Source organism: Croceitalea sp. P059 (assembly GCF_031846365.1).
GTDB classification, from domain to species: domain Bacteria; phylum Bacteroidota; class Bacteroidia; order Flavobacteriales; family Flavobacteriaceae; genus Croceitalea; species Croceitalea vernalis.
In genome coordinates this window covers 832,288-850,383 of the sequence record NZ_JAVRHW010000002.1, presented here as the reverse complement: position 1 = coordinate 850,383, position 18,096 = coordinate 832,288, and the positions used below count along the sequence as shown (strand labels likewise).

At 33.5% G+C, this 18,096-nt stretch carries 14 protein-coding genes; 7 read left to right on the top strand and 7 right to left on the bottom strand.

Annotated elements, in window-relative coordinates:
* Positions 1–151 precede the first annotated feature (151 nt).
* The 5 genes from RM542_RS10135 to RM542_RS10115 all read right to left on the bottom strand — a co-directional run bounded on the left by RM542_RS10135 (position 152) and on the right by RM542_RS10115 (position 4,612).
* Positions 152–883 (bottom strand): DUF6090 family protein, encoded by a 732-nt coding sequence (locus RM542_RS10135; RefSeq protein WP_311385636.1) that lies wholly within the window; start codon positions 881–883, stop codon positions 152–154.
* 166 nt (positions 884–1,049) lie between these two features.
* Positions 1,050–1,400 carry a hypothetical protein gene (locus RM542_RS10130; RefSeq protein WP_311385635.1) on the bottom strand — a complete coding sequence of 117 codons (351 nt, stop codon included), beginning with the start codon at positions 1,398–1,400 and terminating at the stop codon, positions 1,050–1,052.
* 336 nt (positions 1,401–1,736) lie between these two features.
* Entirely contained in the window at positions 1,737–2,423 is a 687-nt protein-coding gene (locus RM542_RS10125) for a hypothetical protein (protein ID WP_311385634.1), read from the bottom strand.
* A gap of 143 nt (positions 2,424–2,566) precedes the next feature.
* Positions 2,567–3,298 (bottom strand): hypothetical protein, encoded by a 732-nt coding sequence (locus tag RM542_RS10120; RefSeq protein WP_311385633.1) that lies wholly within the window; start codon positions 3,296–3,298, stop codon positions 2,567–2,569.
* A 111-nt stretch (positions 3,299–3,409) separates the two neighbouring features.
* On the bottom strand, positions 3,410–4,612 hold the full coding sequence (locus RM542_RS10115) for a tyrosine-type recombinase/integrase (RefSeq protein WP_311385632.1): 1,203 nt from the start codon (positions 4,610–4,612) through the stop codon (positions 3,410–3,412).
* 102 nt (positions 4,613–4,714) lie between these two features.
* Here RM542_RS10115 and RM542_RS10110 point away from each other — a divergent pair, with 102 nt between their 5' ends.
* The 4 genes from RM542_RS10110 (at position 4,715) to RM542_RS10095 (ending at position 9,986) form a co-directional block, all read left to right on the top strand.
* The gene (locus RM542_RS10110) at positions 4,715–5,095 is read left to right on the top strand and encodes a hypothetical protein (RefSeq protein ID WP_311385631.1); all 381 of its coding nucleotides are present in this window, start codon (positions 4,715–4,717) and stop codon (positions 5,093–5,095) included.
* 247 nt (positions 5,096–5,342) lie between these two features.
* Positions 5,343–7,241, top strand: coding sequence for a sensor histidine kinase (locus RM542_RS10105; protein WP_311385630.1), 1,899 nt, complete (start codon positions 5,343–5,345; stop codon positions 7,239–7,241).
* On the top strand, positions 7,242–7,886 hold the full coding sequence (locus RM542_RS10100) for a response regulator transcription factor (protein WP_311385629.1): 645 nt from the start codon (positions 7,242–7,244) through the stop codon (positions 7,884–7,886).
* Between the two features lie 177 nt (positions 7,887–8,063).
* On the top strand, positions 8,064–9,986 hold the full coding sequence (locus tag RM542_RS10095) for a thiol-activated cytolysin family protein (protein ID WP_311385628.1): 1,923 nt from the start codon (positions 8,064–8,066) through the stop codon (positions 9,984–9,986).
* Positions 9,987–10,157: 171 nt separating this feature from the next.
* Here RM542_RS10095 and RM542_RS10090 read toward each other — a convergent pair whose 3' ends face one another.
* Both RM542_RS10090 and RM542_RS10085 read right to left on the bottom strand, forming a co-directional pair.
* Positions 10,158–10,871 carry a ribonuclease activity regulator RraA gene (locus tag RM542_RS10090; RefSeq protein ID WP_311385627.1) on the bottom strand — a complete coding sequence of 238 codons (714 nt, stop codon included), beginning with the start codon at positions 10,869–10,871 and terminating at the stop codon, positions 10,158–10,160.
* Positions 10,872–10,890: 19 nt separating this feature from the next.
* Complete coding sequence (locus tag RM542_RS10085) at positions 10,891–11,859, bottom strand: sugar phosphate isomerase/epimerase (protein WP_311385626.1); 969 nt, start codon at positions 11,857–11,859, stop codon at positions 10,891–10,893.
* A 206-nt stretch (positions 11,860–12,065) separates the two neighbouring features.
* Between RM542_RS10085 and RM542_RS10080 the strand changes: the two genes are divergently transcribed.
* Genes RM542_RS10080 through RM542_RS10070 form a run of 3 tightly spaced genes read left to right on the top strand, consistent with a single transcriptional unit; the run spans position 12,066 to position 17,739 of the window.
* Positions 12,066–14,396 carry a chondroitinase-B domain-containing protein gene (locus tag RM542_RS10080; RefSeq protein ID WP_311385625.1) on the top strand — a complete coding sequence of 777 codons (2,331 nt, stop codon included), beginning with the start codon at positions 12,066–12,068 and terminating at the stop codon, positions 14,394–14,396.
* 44 nt (positions 14,397–14,440) lie between these two features.
* Positions 14,441–15,460, top strand: a complete 1,020-nt coding sequence (locus RM542_RS10075; RefSeq protein WP_311385624.1) for a polysaccharide lyase family 7 protein — start codon at positions 14,441–14,443, stop codon at positions 15,458–15,460.
* Between the two features lie 8 nt (positions 15,461–15,468).
* Complete coding sequence (locus RM542_RS10070; RefSeq protein WP_311385623.1) at positions 15,469–17,739, top strand: heparinase II/III family protein; 2,271 nt, start codon at positions 15,469–15,471, stop codon at positions 17,737–17,739.
* Positions 17,740–18,096: the final 357 nt, after the last annotated feature.

The following is an 18,096-nucleotide window of genomic DNA, read 5'->3' as shown; positions in this document are numbered from 1 at the left end:
GTCTCGTATAACCGTCAGTTACGGGTTTATATGCGTTAATTTTCGGTTTAGCACTGACGTTAGCAATTCCTAGTGGATTCGGACAGCCTGCCTCGAGACCTCGGGGTAGTCGAATCCGCCGTAATTGCGGTTATACATTGTTGTGCTTTCGTTATTTTTGAATATCAGATTCATATTGTTTAAGCTGTTTTATTAAGAGCCGATTTTGATCTTGTAAAATTTGTAATTTTTCATTTAACGTAACAGCATAATTCGCCAATACACGATTTTTAAGTTCATCATTATTTAAAGCATCAATTATGTCAGGTGTTTTTGAATTAATAGTTAATCTGTCATCAAATACCCTCGGTATTTTTAATGCTATTTGTCTTAACTCTTCTCTACCACGTTCATAATATGACTGAAAATTATTTGTGAAGTTTTCGTAGGTATTATATGTCTTAATGATTTGTTTTCTAGTATTGGAATTTTGAATGAGTCCTATTCTTCCTGTGCTTTTCAATTCATCTATTGTTATCGTAATTGGGTTGAACTCATATGTTATTTCCCATTGTGAAGAAAAGAAATGGGCGATAGAATCATTAGTAAATTCTTTTCCCTCAAAATACTCTATTAATTTATTCTTTCTTTTCACTTGTTCGTTCGACACCATTTTTATTTCAGAAATTACAATTGAGTCATCTTGAAGGTCATTTATCAGACTCGAGATGTATTGCTTCTCTAAGTTCCGGTCTTTGATGTTATTGCTCAAATTATTAATGGATAGAGCTATCAAAATTCCAATAACGACTAGTATAATTTCTCCAATGGCATATTTGAAATACTTTACAGTTTTTCCCTCTGAAAGCAAGTTTTGTCTAATTTTTCGAAAGAACTTTATCATTGGTCAGCGGTTTGTCATAATGAAGCACAACGGTCTCGGCTATGATTTTGTAGCCGAAGAACTGAAGTTAGCAAAAAGAGATGGAGTTTTGGAAATCCGTCAGGATTTCCTGAGAAGCCTTTAAGCAGCTTAGCTATAAATTATAGCCATTGTTACCCAACGTTTTTTATTCAGAAAGTTCAGTGATTTCAACATTTTCTTTCTCTTTCAGATAATCCCCAACTAGTTCGCTGTAACACATTAAATTTCCTTGAATTATACAACCAAGGTCAAAATGCTCAATGTCATATTTTTTCAAGTTTTTGCCTAAATTTCCAGTTCCAGCAAATCCACCAGAAAAGTGTTTTAATTCATCATTTTCCAAATCTTTAGAAAATCGTTTATTCATTTCTTCACAAGTCAAAGCACTGTATTCAACGAATATTTTATTTCTTCTTTCATTGTCAAAATATTCATATGTTGAAAAGGCACTTACAATAGAAAATAATATTCCAATTCCGAGTGCTGTCAAAGGCAATTTTATACTTTTTATTTTCCATTTTCTTGGAAGGAAAAAGAAAACAAGTAATATAATGAACAATATTGCAGGTAAATAGAATTTTGAAATAGATTCATATTCTGATAGTTTGGTGTAATTGAAAATTGATAGCCCAAGTCCAATTAAGAGTAAAGTCAGAATTATGTATTTCAGTTTTGCGTACATTTTGTTCAAATGTTGGGTAACGGTCTCGGCTATGATTTCGTAGCGGCGATTCCTAACGGGAATTGTCGGACTGAAATCCGGCCGTATTAAAAGTAATTATTTTTAAGCTAGCAAAATGTAGCTATAAATTATAGCCATTGTTACCTACAGTTATTTATTTCCAAATTTTACTAATTCAGGTTTTATTATTATTAACTCACTTTTTCTCGGAAATTTTCCGTGTTCAAATGTCAGTTCGACACTATTCTCTTTCTTTTCGAGCGTTTTTATGTCAATATCATAAAAGTCTGAAATCACGAACGTTTTGTTTTCATAACCCAATTCAGTTGGTTGGATTAAAATATGAATATCAGTTTTTGAGTTTTCGGTTTCTAATGGCAAACGTTGTCCATTATAAAAAGTCATTACTCTCACAAAAAAGTCATTTCCATATTCCGATTTAACTTGGTCAAAATCCCGAAGGATTGATTCAAATTCCGATTCAGACGTTTGAGTGATTTCAGAAGTATGTTTGTAAACGAAAAAATTGTCTGATATATCTAAAGTGTCTCTAAAGTCCTTTTTGTCAATTAACTTCCGTTCTCCGCTTTTTAATTTTTCCGCAACATTTATTTCAGTGTCCGAAGTTTCTACGAAGCGATAATAATCCGAAGTTTGAGTGTTTTCAGATGAACTTTTATCTTTTTTTAAATTCTCAATTTGTGTTTGTAAATCAGAAATCTGCTTTTCTTTTTCGGTCAGTTTTTTAGTCAATTTTTCCAATTCCCATGAAGGTTGTTTTGAATTACAACTTGCAATTAAAATCAATGTTAAAATCAGTAACGGAATGTTTTTCATAATTGTAGGTAACGGTCTCGGCTATGATTTCGTGGCGGCGATTCCCAACGGGAATTGTCGGACTGAAATCCAGCCATATAAAAGTAGCGAATTTTGTGAAAGAGTAGGGGAGCTATGAATTATAGCCATTGTTAGGCAACGTATTATTCCGTCCCTCTGAATTTTTCATACCTCGCTTTCATTTCCTGTTCAATTCCAGTACTATCTCCGAAACCATGAATTCTTTCTATTGTTTTTTCAAAACTCGAATGGAATGAGCCGCTACAAACAAAACTGTGAATGTCGTCTTTAAAAAGACGTGTTCCCATTTGATAAATATGAATCATTAACACGTCAATCTTGTAAGGTTCAATTCTATTTTTTTGCCGTACATAATTGTATCCCATTTTAAGTTCATTCGGAAAGCCATATTCAATGTTGAAATCTTTAAAATCCGTTAAAACGCTTGTCGCACCATCAATTAATTCTTGTATGGGTAATTCTATTTTTCGTTCTCTCCATTCGTGATATTTATCAGTAAAATCAGAATCGTCTTTTGAAATTTGTAAGAAGCGATTCTTGATTTCTAAATCGAAGTGTTCTTTGAAATGCTCAGCATAATTTTGAAAGTCAGATTCAAATTCCTTGTACCATTTGTTCTTTTTGAATTTTACAAAATACCGTAATGGAATACCTCCTTTAGCCAGTTTTTCGGCTATATCTCTGGCCCATTGGTCGTCCTTTAATTTATCAGCGGTAAAGAGGGCATAGCTTAAATCGTGGCCTAATGGAAATACATTTTTCTCAAATGCGAGTTCGAAATTCCTTCTAGCGTCTTTAAAATTCTCTTTTTTACAGTCGTTTTTAGCTAAATCGGTCAGGCGAAAGTATTCCAAATACTCACAATTTTGTCCTGACGAATTTAGCGTTAAGAGCAAAAAGGTCAATATTGGTAGAATTTTTAACATATGTTGCCTAACTTGTTATATCATCCCTAAAATACGCTTTTATCCGTAAGTGTTTCCGGCTATCGAGATATTTGATGCTCCTTTTACAGTTTCTGTTAATTGCTCAACAGCCATATCTAAAGGACTTTTAACTTGCAATAAATCTTTCTTTGCAATATGGGTGTATATCATAGTGGTTTCAGGTTTAGAATGCCCTAGTAACTCTTGTACATGCCGCAAACCAACGCCATTTTCTATTAAATGAGTTGCATAAGAATGTCGTAAGGTATGTGGAGTGATTTTTTTGTGAATGCCTGCTGCTTTACAAGCCCTATAAAGAAATTTTCTAATACTTGAAGCCGAGTATTGAGCGCCGTTTTTTCCTTCAACAAAAAAGACTTTTGGTTGGTAAGTGGCCAAATAGTTCTTTAACAATGGTAAAAAACTTTGGGCAATACCTACGTACCTATCCTTTCTTCCTTTCCCCAAATTAATGCGCAGTTGCATTCTATGTAAATCAATATCAGATAATTTTAAATTAATGCTTTCTCCAATACGTAACCCAGCAGAATATAGTAAAGCAATAATAGCTCTATGTTTCAAATTCGGTGTACTTCTTATTAATAAGATCACTTCTTGCTGACTTAATACCGCTGGTAAGCTTTTATTTTTCCTTGGGCGGTTTAGCCCACTTCCCTTAAAATCTTCATTACAGCATAAAACAGAAAAATGATTTAATGCGCCAATTAATTGCCGATGTGTACTTATGCTATATTGTTTTTTCTGCACTATTAATTCGGTGTATTGTCTAAAATGGGTTTGTTTAATTTCCGAACTCTTAAGTTCACCAATAAATTCTAAGAATAACTTTACAAAATTACTGTAGACTGCCACCGTACTTGAACTTAATCTAAGGCCATTTAAATAGGATCTATATTCTTGAAGTCGCTTTCGGTTGTACTCAGATAAAGGCCTATATTTTTTTTGCTCTAATTTGTGTTTAATTTCAGGTTTTGCTTTGTTCGCATTGTTAGTTAAAGACCCAAAGTCAATTGAATAGCCTTTTCCTTTTAAATATTTATAAATCGTATTGGTGGTCTTTTTTGAAAAAGGCAAATAAAAACCTTTTAAACTGCTGCTCCACCTAACACCCCCGAAAGATTTTACGTTTTCCTTAATTTCAAAATCATAATTAAACGTAATTAGCAACACTTCTTGCTGTTGTAAAATGGCCTTACTAAAAATAATTGCTTTATTGGACATAGAGTGAGTGTTTTATGTTGGCAAAAATTAGGTATTAAAATCAACTTAGTCGTATCTTAAGCGAATATTGTTCGGATAACATTCGACTAATTTTAAAATTGAATGAGAATACAAAATAATTGTCTGTATTGTAATAAGGAGCTGGACGGACGCACCGATAAAAAGTATTGTAATCTTCATTGTAAAAGCGCCTATCAATACAAAAAGCAAAAAGAAGGACCCCAACGTTTTTTTAATAAGGTGGACAATCAACTTAAACTGAACAGGAAACTTTTGAAAGAATATAATAAAGCTGGTAAATCAGTCATTAGAGCTAAAATTCTTATTGATTTAGGTTTTAACCCTGATTTTTTTACCCACTACTGGAAAAACCAAAAGGGCGAAGTGTATCTATTTACCTACGAATTTGGTTTTTTGAGGAAATCAGAAAATGGAAAAGAAAAATTTGTTTTGGTTACATGGCAAGATTATATGAAACACTAAAAGATGATAATTATATTGGTCATGTTAATATTCTGCCAATCGTCTTAAGCTAAGGTCTTTTGGCTTGCTTTTGAGATCATCAGAAATCGATTACAACCATTTTTCAAGTATACGATTAGCAACAAAATTAATTTAACCTTATTCTAATTCTGGTTTTCTAAGTGAAGTTATTTGGTAATCATTAATAATATGAAGATTTAGTTTTTTGTAATTTAAAAGGTATACCTTTAGAAAAACCCTCACTAACTTGAAAGAATGTATCGTATTAGTTTTATGCCTAATTTCTTCATTTTTACATTCTCAAGAACTTTCCAAAAGCGATGATGCATCGCAACAGATACCACTTATAAATAAAGATTCATTGACCGCAGAAGGGCTTTATAGTTCAGGAACGGTTGCTCTTAAAAGTAAGAATTACGAAGATGCTCTGTATAATTTTAAGCTAGGACGAGAGCTAGCTAAAAAAAATGATGATGAATATCTAACAACTTTAGGCGACTTTTATTTAGCGACCTATTTTTATGAAACTAAAGATATTCCAGAAGCGTTAACCTATACTGACAAGGCTTTAACTAGTTTTCAAAATCAAAATCGACAAGCTGATGTTGCAAAATGTCAGTATTATTTAGGGAGAATTTACCGACAGATTTCAGACTTTGAAAAAGCATTGTTTCATTCTTTTGAAGCTTTAAGAATTAATGAGACAAGTAATGAAATAAAGGAAATTGCCAACTGCTTTTCATTAATTGGTTCTATTTATATACTTACGGGTGATTTAAATGAATCGGAATTAAATTTTCTGAAAGCACTAAAATTACAAGAACAAAATAAAAATGATAAGGAACTGGTAACAAGTTATCGAAATCTAGGAGTTCTGAATCAGAAAAGAGGAAATTATCAAAGTGCACTTAACTATTTTAATAAGGGCCTTTTAAAGATAGAAAAGTTGTCTATTAATGATATTGATATTTTAGATACGAAGGCTATTTTATTAGGTAATATTGGATCTACTTTAAGACAACAAGGAAAACCCAATGAATCTTTAGACTTTCTTTTTCAAGCTTTAGCCATTAAAAAAGAACTTAAAAGAGATAGAAGCACAGCACATACTTGTAATGATATTGCTGAAACGTATATCGAGATTAAAAGATATGATGAAGCGAAAAAATTTGCTTTGGAAGCTGCAGATTTATCTAAAGTTGTTAGTGCAAATAATAGAAGGTGGGCCTACTATTTAATATCAAAATGTGATTATGCACTCAAAAATTATAAGAGTTCTGTAGATAATTTTAAGATTTACAGCAGGTTAAAAGACAGCATTTTTACAATTCAAAAAGCAACCCGGTTTAATGAATTACAAATACAGTATGATACCGAAAAGCGTGACTTTCAAATTGAAGCACAGAAAAAAGATATTACTTTATTAGATACTCAAAATAAACTAAAAAGTCAATTTCTGTGGTTTGGCGGAATAGGGCTTTTATCATTATTTGGTTTTGTTTTGGCGCTTAAATCAAGACAAAAGGCAAAAAAAGATATCCAACAACAAGAGTATTTTACACAGAGATTAATTGAGTCACAAGAAATCGAACGTACTCGCGTATCAAAGGATCTTCATGACAGTGTAGGGCAACAACTAACCTTTATGAAGAAGAAAGCACAAAATTTAGACCAGCTAGAATTATCGTCACTTGCCAATGCCGCTTTAGAAGAGGTTCGAAGTATATCAAGAGATTTATACCCAGCAACATTAAAACAGCTAGGACTAACAAAAAGTATTGAGCAATTGTTATTCGATTTAGACGGTGAGACAGAAATGTTTTTCTCCGTAGAAATAGATGATATCAACACCAGTTTTAATGATGCAGAAACGCTTAATTTTTATCGGTTTATTCAAGAATCAGTAAACAACGTTCTTAAACACTCGCTTGCGAAAACTTTGATTGTTAATATCGTAAAGGGCAAAAACGCCATTGAGGTTTTAATAAAAGATAACGGACAAGGTTTTCAAACCAGTAAAAGTATGTTGCACAACAGTCTTGGTTTAAAAACCATGGCAGAACGTATTCGTATTTTAAAAGGCAGCTTGTCTATAAAAAGTAAAAAAGAAGTAGGCACAACCATATTAGTAAAAATTCCAGTTTAGATGAGTAATGGCGTAACTATTTTCGTTGCAGACGACCACCCATTGTTATTAAAGGGCTTGGTCGATGAGCTAAAAGATTATAATTATAATGTAATAGGTACTGCCGAAAATGGGACAAGTGCCTTAGAAAAAATTGTAGCCTTAAACCCAACAGTAGCCTTATTAGATGTAGAAATGCCAATGCTTACTGGTTTTGAAGTTGTAAAAAAGTGCAAGGAGAAAAATATAGATACATATTTTATCATTCTTACCTCTCATAAGGAAAGAGGTTTTATACATAAAGCCAAAATGTTAAACATTTCTGGCTATATGATAAAAGATGAGCCATTTGTGGAGTTACACAAATGTATACAAAGTGTTAGTATGGGTATACCGTATTTTAGTTCGGTTTTTAACGAGGTAATTGATAAGGAGATTGCCCCACAATTACAAAAAATTAAACTGCTATCACCATCAGAGCGAACCATCGTACGCTTAGTTGCTCAAGGCAATTCTTCCAAAGAAATAGGCGTTCAGTTAAGCGTATCTAGTAGAACGGTAGAAAAACACCGATCTAATATTATTGCTAAACTTGATCTTTCACCAGAAATGGATGCACTTATTGTTTGGACCAAAGAAAACAAGGAATTTCTTTCTACTATTTAGTCTTCAAAATATATCATTTTTTGCCCTTACGTAGCCCTACGTATTTATAGTCATCATTACGTATTTCATCTCACGCACATCTTGAATAGCTTGCAATCATTATTCTGGCAGTATTTTACAGTCAGCCGCCATTTTTTAAATAGCTAAATAAACAATCATAATTAAAACCATTTTAAAATGAAGAATTTAATATTTTTTGCACTGTTCTTGTTCTTGTTTGCAGGTTGTAGTAAAGATGAAGCAACGGAAGAACCAATTGCCATAGAAGAACCCAAAGATGCAGAAGCTGAACTTACATTTGCAGAAGTAATTGCAGAAGGTGGTGACTTTGAGCCGTACCCTGCATCCAGAACAGAAGAGGTACTTGCAGAATCTGCTCCTATGAACGAAGATTATGAAAGAGAAGAAGAGGGCGGAGGCACAGTTACAGAACGATCGGTATGTGTGACCAAGACGGTGAGTGTATTAGATGGGAACGGAACATTTCCTTTATTTAATACTAACGCAGATGTTATTTACCCAGGCAGTCTATTACAAGGCAAAACTTTATCAGATGCTACTCCAAAACCCATTGTTGTAGGCCGCGCCGGAGGTACCATTTCGTATGACCTTAATAACGGTAATACAAATTCTACTTTTACCGTTAACGAAGTTAGTAAGAGCTCTATTCAGGATGGAATGAATAATATTATCGCAAATGCTGGTCAAGTAGTTCCTGCTAATTTTCAGGTTGATATTATTCAAGTTGAATCTGAAAGCCAAATGGCTTTAGAAATGGGAATTAAGGTAGAAACATTTACTACAGAGGTAGAAGGAAGCTTATCATTTAGTACAGAAAAAGAATATAACAGAACTTTGGTAAAAGTGAATCAGTCTTATTATACGATGAGTTTTGATTTACCAACTAGCTTAGATGAAATATTTGGTGAAAACGTAACACCAGAACAGCTTCAAACTTATGTACAGTCAGATAACCCAGCTACTTTTATATCATCGGTTACCTATGGGCGTATCTTTTATATGCTAATTGAATCTACTTCTAGCCGTCAAGAAATGCAGGCGAGTTTAAAAGCAACCTATGACGCTGTTGCTATAAATGCCAGTGGCTCTTTAGATGTAGAAACTTTTGATTCCTTAAAAGAGGTGAAAATTAAAGCCATTGCATATGGTGGTGATGCAGAAGGTTCTTTTCAACTTTTGGGTGAAACTTCTATTGCCGCAATTGCAAATAAAATAGGAGCAAGCACCGATATAAAAGCAGGTTTGCCTTTATCGTATTTGGTTCGAAGTGTAGAACGCCCTGATGAGATTATAGGGGTAAAATTGGCTACAGAATATGATATCGTTAACTGCGAAGTAAAAGGTGTTTTGCCTCCAGAGGCATATCGTCCCTTGGTGGATATTTTTGAAGATGGAATAGGCGCCGCTTTTCATGTTACCGGTAAGATTATTGTATTGTATAATAAAGCAGGTGATAAATACGCCTATTATAATGTAGGTAGCGGAGAAGCGCCACGTATTTGGGATGTTAGTGACTGGGAAGGGGCAATAACCTCAAATAATATAAGTACAGGTCCTATTGGGGCAGCAGTCCGCTGGGGAGAAGATAGAATACATTTATTCAATAGGGATGGTACTAAATTTTTAAAATTTGATTATAATTCTGCAAGTTCCAATCTCTCTTCACCAACTAATCCAATTGGTACCATAGAGAAAAATACTGATGGGTCACCCAAATTTTTTGAAACAAGTACCTTTTATGCAAATACCCTTGACCCATGGACTTCTTTTCCTTTTGCTAATGATGGTATTGATGCCGCAATTCAATATAGTAACAATGCTACTCAACGCTATTTTTCAAATGATGGTAAGAGTACAACTTTACTAGAATTTGAATTACCTCTTAATCGCTGGGTCTGGTCTGAAAGTGTTGCTCCAAATACCGTATTCGGGGTTGACTTTTTTGAAAGTGTTGGTGCTGCTACAAAGGTTCAGTTTGGACCAACCACACAAGAAATTTTATACTTTAATGGAGACGGGGATCAAATGATGATTCAAACTCAGCCAAATACTATTAATGGTCCTTATTTTGTAAATTAATGTGCTATCAAAGATTAATAATATTTGAGTATTCTATCTAATAAACATACTCAAAGCTAATGATTTAAGTCGTTTGGAGAATTAAAATGAGTTATAGAAACCTCGTTTTTAACGAGGTTTCTATATTTCAAAACACTTTTATTTTTGAATTATGTATAAAAATATAAACAATCATCTATTTTTTTTCCAGTCCTCAAATTCGCTTAAGTAATCATCATTTGTCATTGGATAAAGTCCTATAATTGAAGTTCCATTTCCTACTTTCTCCAACACAAAATCTTCATAAGAGGTCATTTTTAAACATTCATCAGCTACTTCATGAGCAAGATGCTGCGGTATAACCATAATACCATCGTTATCTCCCACGATATAATCACCTGGGAATACTGCTACATCACCACAACCAATGGGCTCATTAATTGCTATGGCTTGGTTTAGTGTTAAGTTTGTTGGTGCAGAAGGTTTTTGATGATAAGATGGCATAGCTAACGCGGCAATTTCTGCTGAATCTCTAAATCCACCATCGGTCACGAGACCAGCTACACCGCGTTTCATTAATCGAGTGGCTAAAATTGAACCCGCTGAGGCCGCTCTTGCACTTTTTCGACTATCAATCACTAACACATGATTTTGAGGACATTCTTCAACCGCAACTCTTTGTAAATGTTTGGGATCTCTAAAAACAGAAATCGGATTCAAATCTTCGCGTGCCGGAATATATCTTAACGTATACGCTTGTCCAACCATAGGTTCGGTCATTTTTCTTAAAGGTTGTACGTCTTGAATAAACTGATATTTCAAGCCTTTTTTAAATAAGCAAGTCGCTATAGTTGCCGTGCTTACTTGTTTTAATTTATTGATAATGTCCATTGAATTATTTTCCATACTTATTTGTCAAAAAATTTTATTTAGCCTGTTTCCAAGTTTCTCTTAGGTATTTTAAATCTGCCTTCATAAAATCAAAAACTTCATTTTTGCTCATACTTATTTCGCTATCGCCATGTTCAGCACCTCCTAAATCATATTCAAGGTGTAATGAAATAGGAACATTAATTTGATACTGTTTTAAAATCGAAAAGTATTTTTTGAAATCGACCATGCCTTGTCCTAAAGGCACATTAAAAGGTTTCCAAACCCCATTTTGCTTTTTCCATATAAAATCTTTTATCACTATTGTTTTGATAAAAGGGCGTATTACTTCTAGTCCTAATTCCCAACTTTGGCCCCCTTCAACTACTGCATGGCGTATATCATATTGGCAGCCTATATTTTTGTTATCGGTATGCGCTAATATTTTAGGTAAATCCCAAATTGGAGCCCCAACATGATTACCGGCATGATTTTGATAACAACCAATTAGGTTAAGTTTTTTATTCAGCGTTTCTAAGTCTTTTGCTTCTTCTCCAAAAATGGACTGACTATCTGATATTTTTTTATGTTTCGGGTATTTTAACCATCCAGTACGATAATATTGAAATCCTAAATTTGATGCTGTTTCTAATAAAGATATATTGATAGTATTGGTACTATCCCAAACATTGGTAGTCAACATAGCTGGCCGTAACCCATGAGCGGTCATAGCGTTAACAGCTGCGGGTAAATCTTCTGTAACCCGCTCTGGTAGTACATGACCTTTTGGTCTTACGGTAAGGTCTAATCCGTCAAAACCCATTTGTGCAGTCACAGCCGACATTTCTTCATAATCAAGAAATTGCAAATGCTTTGAAAAAAGATAAACTTCTATTTCTTTTGAGTTTTTTGCAGAATTGTGTTGAAAATTATCATTAAAACTCCATAAAGGCAGACTTGTTAACGCGGCAGCAGATAGTTTGGTAAATTTTCTTCTGCTCATTACTTTTTTCGATTCCTGCATTTTTAGGTGCTAATTAATGTTATTGAGCTCGTTTTTTTGTTAAAAATTTGCGGGTCTAACAAATATATGTATTTTTGGTAAACCAAACTGGTTAACCAATTTAATCCGTTCAAGTTATAAAACACTCTCTTAACTTTAGTGTACTTATTTCAAATAAATAAACTTCAATACAACAACATATACCCAAAAGGTTCTAAAAAATCAAAATGATAAAACAAAGTTTCTTATTACTAAGTATTGTACTTGCAATATTTTCTTGCAGCACAAATAGCAGTAAAAATGGCATTTACGTAAAAGATATTGTAGAATTAAATGAAGCAATAACTGCTGCAAATCCTGGTGATGAAATCATAATGGCTAATGGTAAATGGGAAGATGTTGAAATTAAGTTCAGAGCAAAAGGCACAAAAGAAAAGCCAATAGTATTAAGGGCAGAAACTAATGGTGAGGTTACTATTGAAGGCCTTTCTTATTTAAAATTTGGTGGCGAATATTTAACGGTTGAAGGATTGTACTTTAAAAATGGTTTTTCTCCTTCAAACGCCGTTATCGATTTTAAAATTGGACATAAGGATAAGCCCGATGAAATATCAAATAACTGTAAAGTAACCAATTGTGTTATTGAAGACTTCAACAAACCAAAACGCGATGATAGTGATTTATGGGTACAGTTTTGGGGAAGGCACAACGAGTTAAGCAACTGCTATATCGCAGGAAAAACGAATAGGGGTCCAACGGTAAGGGTAAGTATTGCAGGTATTGAGAGTATTAATAATTATCATCAAATAGTAAATAATCATTTTGGTCCAAGACCAGTGAAAGGTGGTCCGAGTGGCGAAACTATTCAGTTAGGTGATAGTTACACATCTATGTCTCCAAGTCACACTTATGTTGCTAATAATTTATTTGAAGAATGTAATGGTGAAGTTGAGGTAATTTCAAGCAAGACGAACTTTAATGTATTTAAGAACAATGTTTTCTTTAAAAGTGAAGGCTCTTTGGTTACTAGACATGGCAACTATGTAACCGTTGATGGAAATTATTTTATCGGTGATGGTGTCAACGAAAATTACGGTGGAATAAGAATAATAAATACAGGACATTGGGTGGTGAACAATTATTTCTATGGACTTAAAGGAAAAAGTTTTAGAAGTCCGTTAGCAGTTATGAATGGTATTCCTAAATCTCCATTAAACCGTTATAATCAGGTGACCGATGTTGTTGTAGCTTATAATACCTATGTCAATTGTAGTTCACCTTGGCAATTTGGAGTTGGCACTAATATAGCTCAAGCAGATGTATTACCGCCTTCTGAAATAAGATCAGCACGTGCAATTAGAACTACCGTTGCCAATAATATCATTTACAATGAGAACGGATTAGAAAGTATTGTTGTTGAGAATGATAAAGCTGATGGCGTAATGTTCAAAAATAATATCGTTAATAATCAAGGTGTTGCTTTTAAAAACTTTGATGAGGGTATCGTTGAGGCTCCTTTAGAAATTCGAGCTTTATCGGAAAATGTTTTTATTCCCGTAGGCATACCAAATGACTTCGAAGCTTATAATGGTTTTGACTTTGATACAATTGAAAGTGATTTGTTAGGGGTCTCTAGAAAAGATAGCAATAGTATAGGTGCGGTTTTAGGTGTTGATGTCACCAACCCTAACATACTAGACAAGTCAAAATACGGTACTTCTTGGTTTTCTAATGAAGTTGCAGCAAAAGACCCAATCATACATGTAGTGGAAAAAGTTGGGCAGTTACAAGCTATGCTGAATCAAGCTGCTAGCGGCGATATAATTGCTTTAGCCGATGGTGTTTTTACGATAGACGAATCTTTAATTATAAATAAAAGCATTACAATACAATCTCAAGAAAACGCAAAAGCGATACTAGTTTTTTCAGGGGCCTCAAAAACTCCATTGTTTTCGCTTCAACCTTATGGTAAATTAACAGTGAACAATCTTAGCCTTAAAGGGAATAAGGCTAATTATGCTTTTGCCAGTTTAAAAAAAGACATGTCTAATCATTTTGGATTAACAGTTTTGAATTCTGAAATCAGCGATTTTGATTACGTCCTGAAGGCATATAAAGAATCATTTGCCGAACGTGTTACTTTTGAAAACACCGCTATTTCTGATTGTGAAAACGGAATTGAATTATCTGAAGAAACTAATGATAAAGGCGATTATAATACAGAATATCTCACTATCAATAATTGTAATTTTAATGCTGTAAATCAAAACGTTGTTGATTATTATAGAGGAGGTTATGATGAATCTACAATTGGAGGTAATCTTTTAGTTTCTAATAGCACTTTTACAAATTGTGGTGGCAAAGAGAAAAATAAAAGGCTCTTAAATCATAACGGAATAGTAAATGTAGAATTAGTTGGGAATACCTTTGAAAATAATGACGTTCAGTTTGTATCTATATTATGGGGAGCAAAAAATAACACGGAATCAGATAATAAGGTTCTTAATTCAGGTGAAATAAGAACAGAAGAAAATCTGGTGATGAAGCTGATGTATTAATACATTTTTATTCGATTAACAATCTTTTGAAACTCCTATAAAAAATGAAGAAAGCCTTTTTTACTTTTCTGTTGATTTTAGCAATTATTGGATGTAAACAGAATTCAAAAACGACTATTGAGGATACGGCTCAACTTGAACAAAAATATCCTAGTGATGTTTTACCTTTTTTGGATGAATGGAAAATACTACTGGGAGATGGAACCTATAATGATTCTTTAGTCGCCTATAAAAAGGAAGGGTTTTTTTATGTGCAAAATGATGGAGAATCAGATTGGGTGGTTTACAAGACACCAAACTCTGGTGTTACTTCGAGAACGTCTAGCAATACAAGAACAGAGTTAGGACAGAAAGCCCATTGGATACCTGAAACCGGTGGCAAATTAACGGGTACTTTAAAAGTGATGCATGTTTCTACAACTGGCGACGCCACCAAAGCATCATCTTATTCGGTAGTAATAGGACAAATTCACAGTGATGAAGGTCATGAGAATGAACCCCTAAAAATCTATTATAAAAAGTTTCCGGGGCATACAAAAGGTTCGGTATTTTGGAATTATGAAATTAATACAGCAGGAGATAATATTGGCAGATTTGATTATTCTACTGCAGTTTGGGGATATGATTTTTCCGATGTAGGTGCAAGCGCAACGGAATATCCAGAAGAACCCGAAAATGGTATTGCTTTAGGTGAAGAGTTTAGTTATGAAGTGAACGTTCATGAGGGTATAATGTATTTAACTTTCACAAGTGAAAATCATGAAACTGTCCGTTTTACCAAGAGTTTAATAAAATCTGATTTTACAACAAGAGAAGCTATTCCTGAGCAAGTGCTAAAAGTTTATGCCAACAGAGAAAAGGGCGGAGGAGTAGAGCGCGATAATGCTTATGCCGGTGAAATAAATTACTTCAAACAAGGTGCTTACAACCAAGCCAACGCCAAAAGTACCAATGCTGAAATTTACGGAGGTGACATTCAAAAACAGTATGATAATGGTAGTTATGCTGAGGTGTGGTTTAAGCATGCTACTGTTGGAGCTTCAACGCGTCCTAATGGTCATTAATTAATAGTATGAAAAATCATTTAAAAATAGTGCTGGTTCTGTATTTGATAATGACTTCATGTACAAGTGCTCAATCTTTAAAAACGGATGTCTCTAATTCCAATTTAGTACACCCTAATTTAATTTTAACAAAAGAAGGGGTAAAAACCATAAGAGAGAATTTAGGAACAATACCAATTTTTGATAACACTTTAGCAAAAGTTAAAGAAGAAATTGACGCAGAAATAGAAAAGGGTTTTGATGTACCAATCCCTAAAGACTACTCTGGCGGTTATACGCACTCAACCCACAAAAAGAATTACAGTCTAATGCAAAAAGCAGGAATGCTTTATCAAATTTTAGATGATGAAAGCTATGCTAAATATGTAAAAGACATATTGTTTGAATATGCGAGGCTTTATCCAACTTTGCCTATTCACCCGAAACCACGTTCCTACGCCAGAGGTAAATTGTTTTGGCAGTGTTTAAATGATTCTAATTGGTTAGTTTATACCAGTCAAGCCTATGATTGTATTTATGATTATTTAACTAAAGAAGAACGTACAGTTTTAGAAACAGATTTATTTAGACCATTTGCTGATCATATATCAAAAGATAATCCTCAGTTTTTTAATCGCGTACATAACCATAGCACTTGGGGCAATGTAGCCGTAGGTATGATTGCATTAGTTATGGAAGATGATTCGTTATTACAACGGGCCTTATACGGTTTAAAAGATGTAGAAATTGATAAGACTTTAAAAGATAACGATGGTGGTTATATAAATAAGGATGGAAAAACTGGTTTTTTTGCGAATCTAGATGAACCATTCTCTCCAGATGGCTATTACACTGAAGGTCCCTATTATCAGCGTTATGCCATGTACCCTTTTTTAATATTCGCTCAAGCACTACAAAATAAAAAACCAGACTTAAAGGTTTTGGAATATAAAGATGGTGTATTGTTAAAGGGAGTAAATGCCTTGTTGAATTTGTCCAACGCCAATGGTGATTTTTTTCTTTTAAATGATTCACAAAAGGGAATGTCATATTACAATACTTCCTTAGTTTCAGCTGTTGATATTGCCTACCATTTTGGAGGAAATAATCCAGAGTTGCTAAGTATAGCCAAAAAACAAGAAGAAGTTACACTTGATGATTCAGGGCTCTCAGTAGCGCTAGGCATTAAGGAAAATAGGGCTATACCATTTGTGAAAAGTTCAATTGAATTGTCTGATGGGGCAAATGGCGATGAAGGCGCAGTAGGAATTTTACGAAGTGATGATTTAGAACTTGTGTTTAAATACACAGCACATGGTTTAAGCCATGGTCATTATGATAAACTTTCTTTTGCTTTATTCGAAAATGGAGATGAAATAGTACAAGACTATGGAATGTCTCGCTATGTAAATATTGAACAAAAAGGTGGAGGTAATTATCTGAAGGAAAATAAAACTTGGGCAAAACAAAGTATTTCTCATAATACCTTAGTGCAAAACGAAATGTCGCACTTTAATGGGAAGTATGATAAAGGCAGTCAACATCATTCAGAGTCATATCTATTTTCTGTGGAGAATAAGAACCTTCAAGTTGCAAGTGCCAAAGAATCAAACGCGTATCCTGGTACCACTATGCATAGGACTATGGTACTTATAAAGGATGATGAAGATTCAAAGCCTTACATTCTAGATATTTTAAAAGTAGATTCAGATAAAATTAATCAGTACGATTTACCATTTTATTATTTAGGTCAAATAATGCAAACAAGTTTTGATTACGAAAAACATGATACTCCTGTTGTATTCGGAAGTAAAAACGGCTATCAACATTTATATAAAGAGGCATTTGGCGTTTCGAATGATGTTAATATGAAATTAACTTGGTTGTTAAATAACAAGTTTTATTCATATTCTGCTGTTAGCTCTAATGAAGATGAAATGATTTTAGGTCGTATAGGTGCTAATGATCCCGAATTTAATTTACGTCATGAACCAACTTTAATACTGAGAAGAAAGAATACCAAGAATACTGTTTTTGCTTCTATAATTGAATCTCATGGTACTTATAGTCCAGTATCGGAATTAGCATTAAATGCGTATAGTAACATTAAAAATATCTCCGTGGTACATAATGATACTGATTATACAGCAGTACAATATGAAAATAACAATGGTGAGCTAAAACTTTTTATTCTTTCCAACAGAGAAGCGAGCACAGACAAAGAACATTCGTTACAAATTGATGAAAATATTATTTCCTGGACTGGCGCCTTTATTTTAAAGGAAATTTTAACGGAATAATAGTACCTGATTTTACACTTCCGAAAAATTCAATAGAATATTTTTACGATAACTTAAAATTTTAACAACTTAATGGTTATTTCGTTTTTTTTTAACAGACATATAACATATATTTGGTAATCCAAACTGGTCAACCAATTTGGTTGACCAAAAAATAATTAAACTTAAAATTTAAAAATGATAAAGAATTAGCACAAAAAAAGGACAGGTGCACGCCTGTCCTTCAAAACTATTACTTCTTTAGGAGGGAAGTAAAATTCGACAAAACACATTTTCTGTGAATTTGAAGAATTCAAAAGTAACGAATTCTTCTTTAGAATTTATTGAGAAGGCGTGATTAACTAAACTGAATTAGTA

Coding starts and splice junctions, on each gene's coding strand:
- RM542_RS10135 (WP_311385636.1), bottom strand. CDS start 883: ATGATAAAGTTCTTTCGAAAAATTAGACAAAACTTGCTTTCAGAGGGA.
- RM542_RS10125 (WP_311385634.1), bottom strand. CDS start 2,423: ATGAAAAACATTCCGTTACTGATTTTAACATTGATTTTAATTGCAAGT.
- RM542_RS10115 (WP_311385632.1), bottom strand. CDS start 4,612: ATGTCCAATAAAGCAATTATTTTTAGTAAGGCCATTTTACAACAGCAA.
- RM542_RS10110 (WP_311385631.1), top strand. CDS start 4,715: ATGAGAATACAAAATAATTGTCTGTATTGTAATAAGGAGCTGGACGGA.
- RM542_RS10100 (WP_311385629.1), top strand. CDS start 7,242: ATGAGTAATGGCGTAACTATTTTCGTTGCAGACGACCACCCATTGTTA.
- RM542_RS10095 (WP_311385628.1), top strand. CDS start 8,064: ATGAAGAATTTAATATTTTTTGCACTGTTCTTGTTCTTGTTTGCAGGT.
- RM542_RS10090 (WP_311385627.1), bottom strand. CDS start 10,871: ATGGAAAATAATTCAATGGACATTATCAATAAATTAAAACAAGTAAGC.
- RM542_RS10085 (WP_311385626.1), bottom strand. CDS start 11,859: ATGCAGGAATCGAAAAAAGTAATGAGCAGAAGAAAATTTACCAAACTA.
- RM542_RS10080 (WP_311385625.1), top strand. CDS start 12,066: ATGATAAAACAAAGTTTCTTATTACTAAGTATTGTACTTGCAATATTT.
- RM542_RS10075 (WP_311385624.1), top strand. CDS start 14,441: ATGAAGAAAGCCTTTTTTACTTTTCTGTTGATTTTAGCAATTATTGGA.
- RM542_RS10070 (WP_311385623.1), top strand. CDS start 15,469: ATGAAAAATCATTTAAAAATAGTGCTGGTTCTGTATTTGATAATGACT.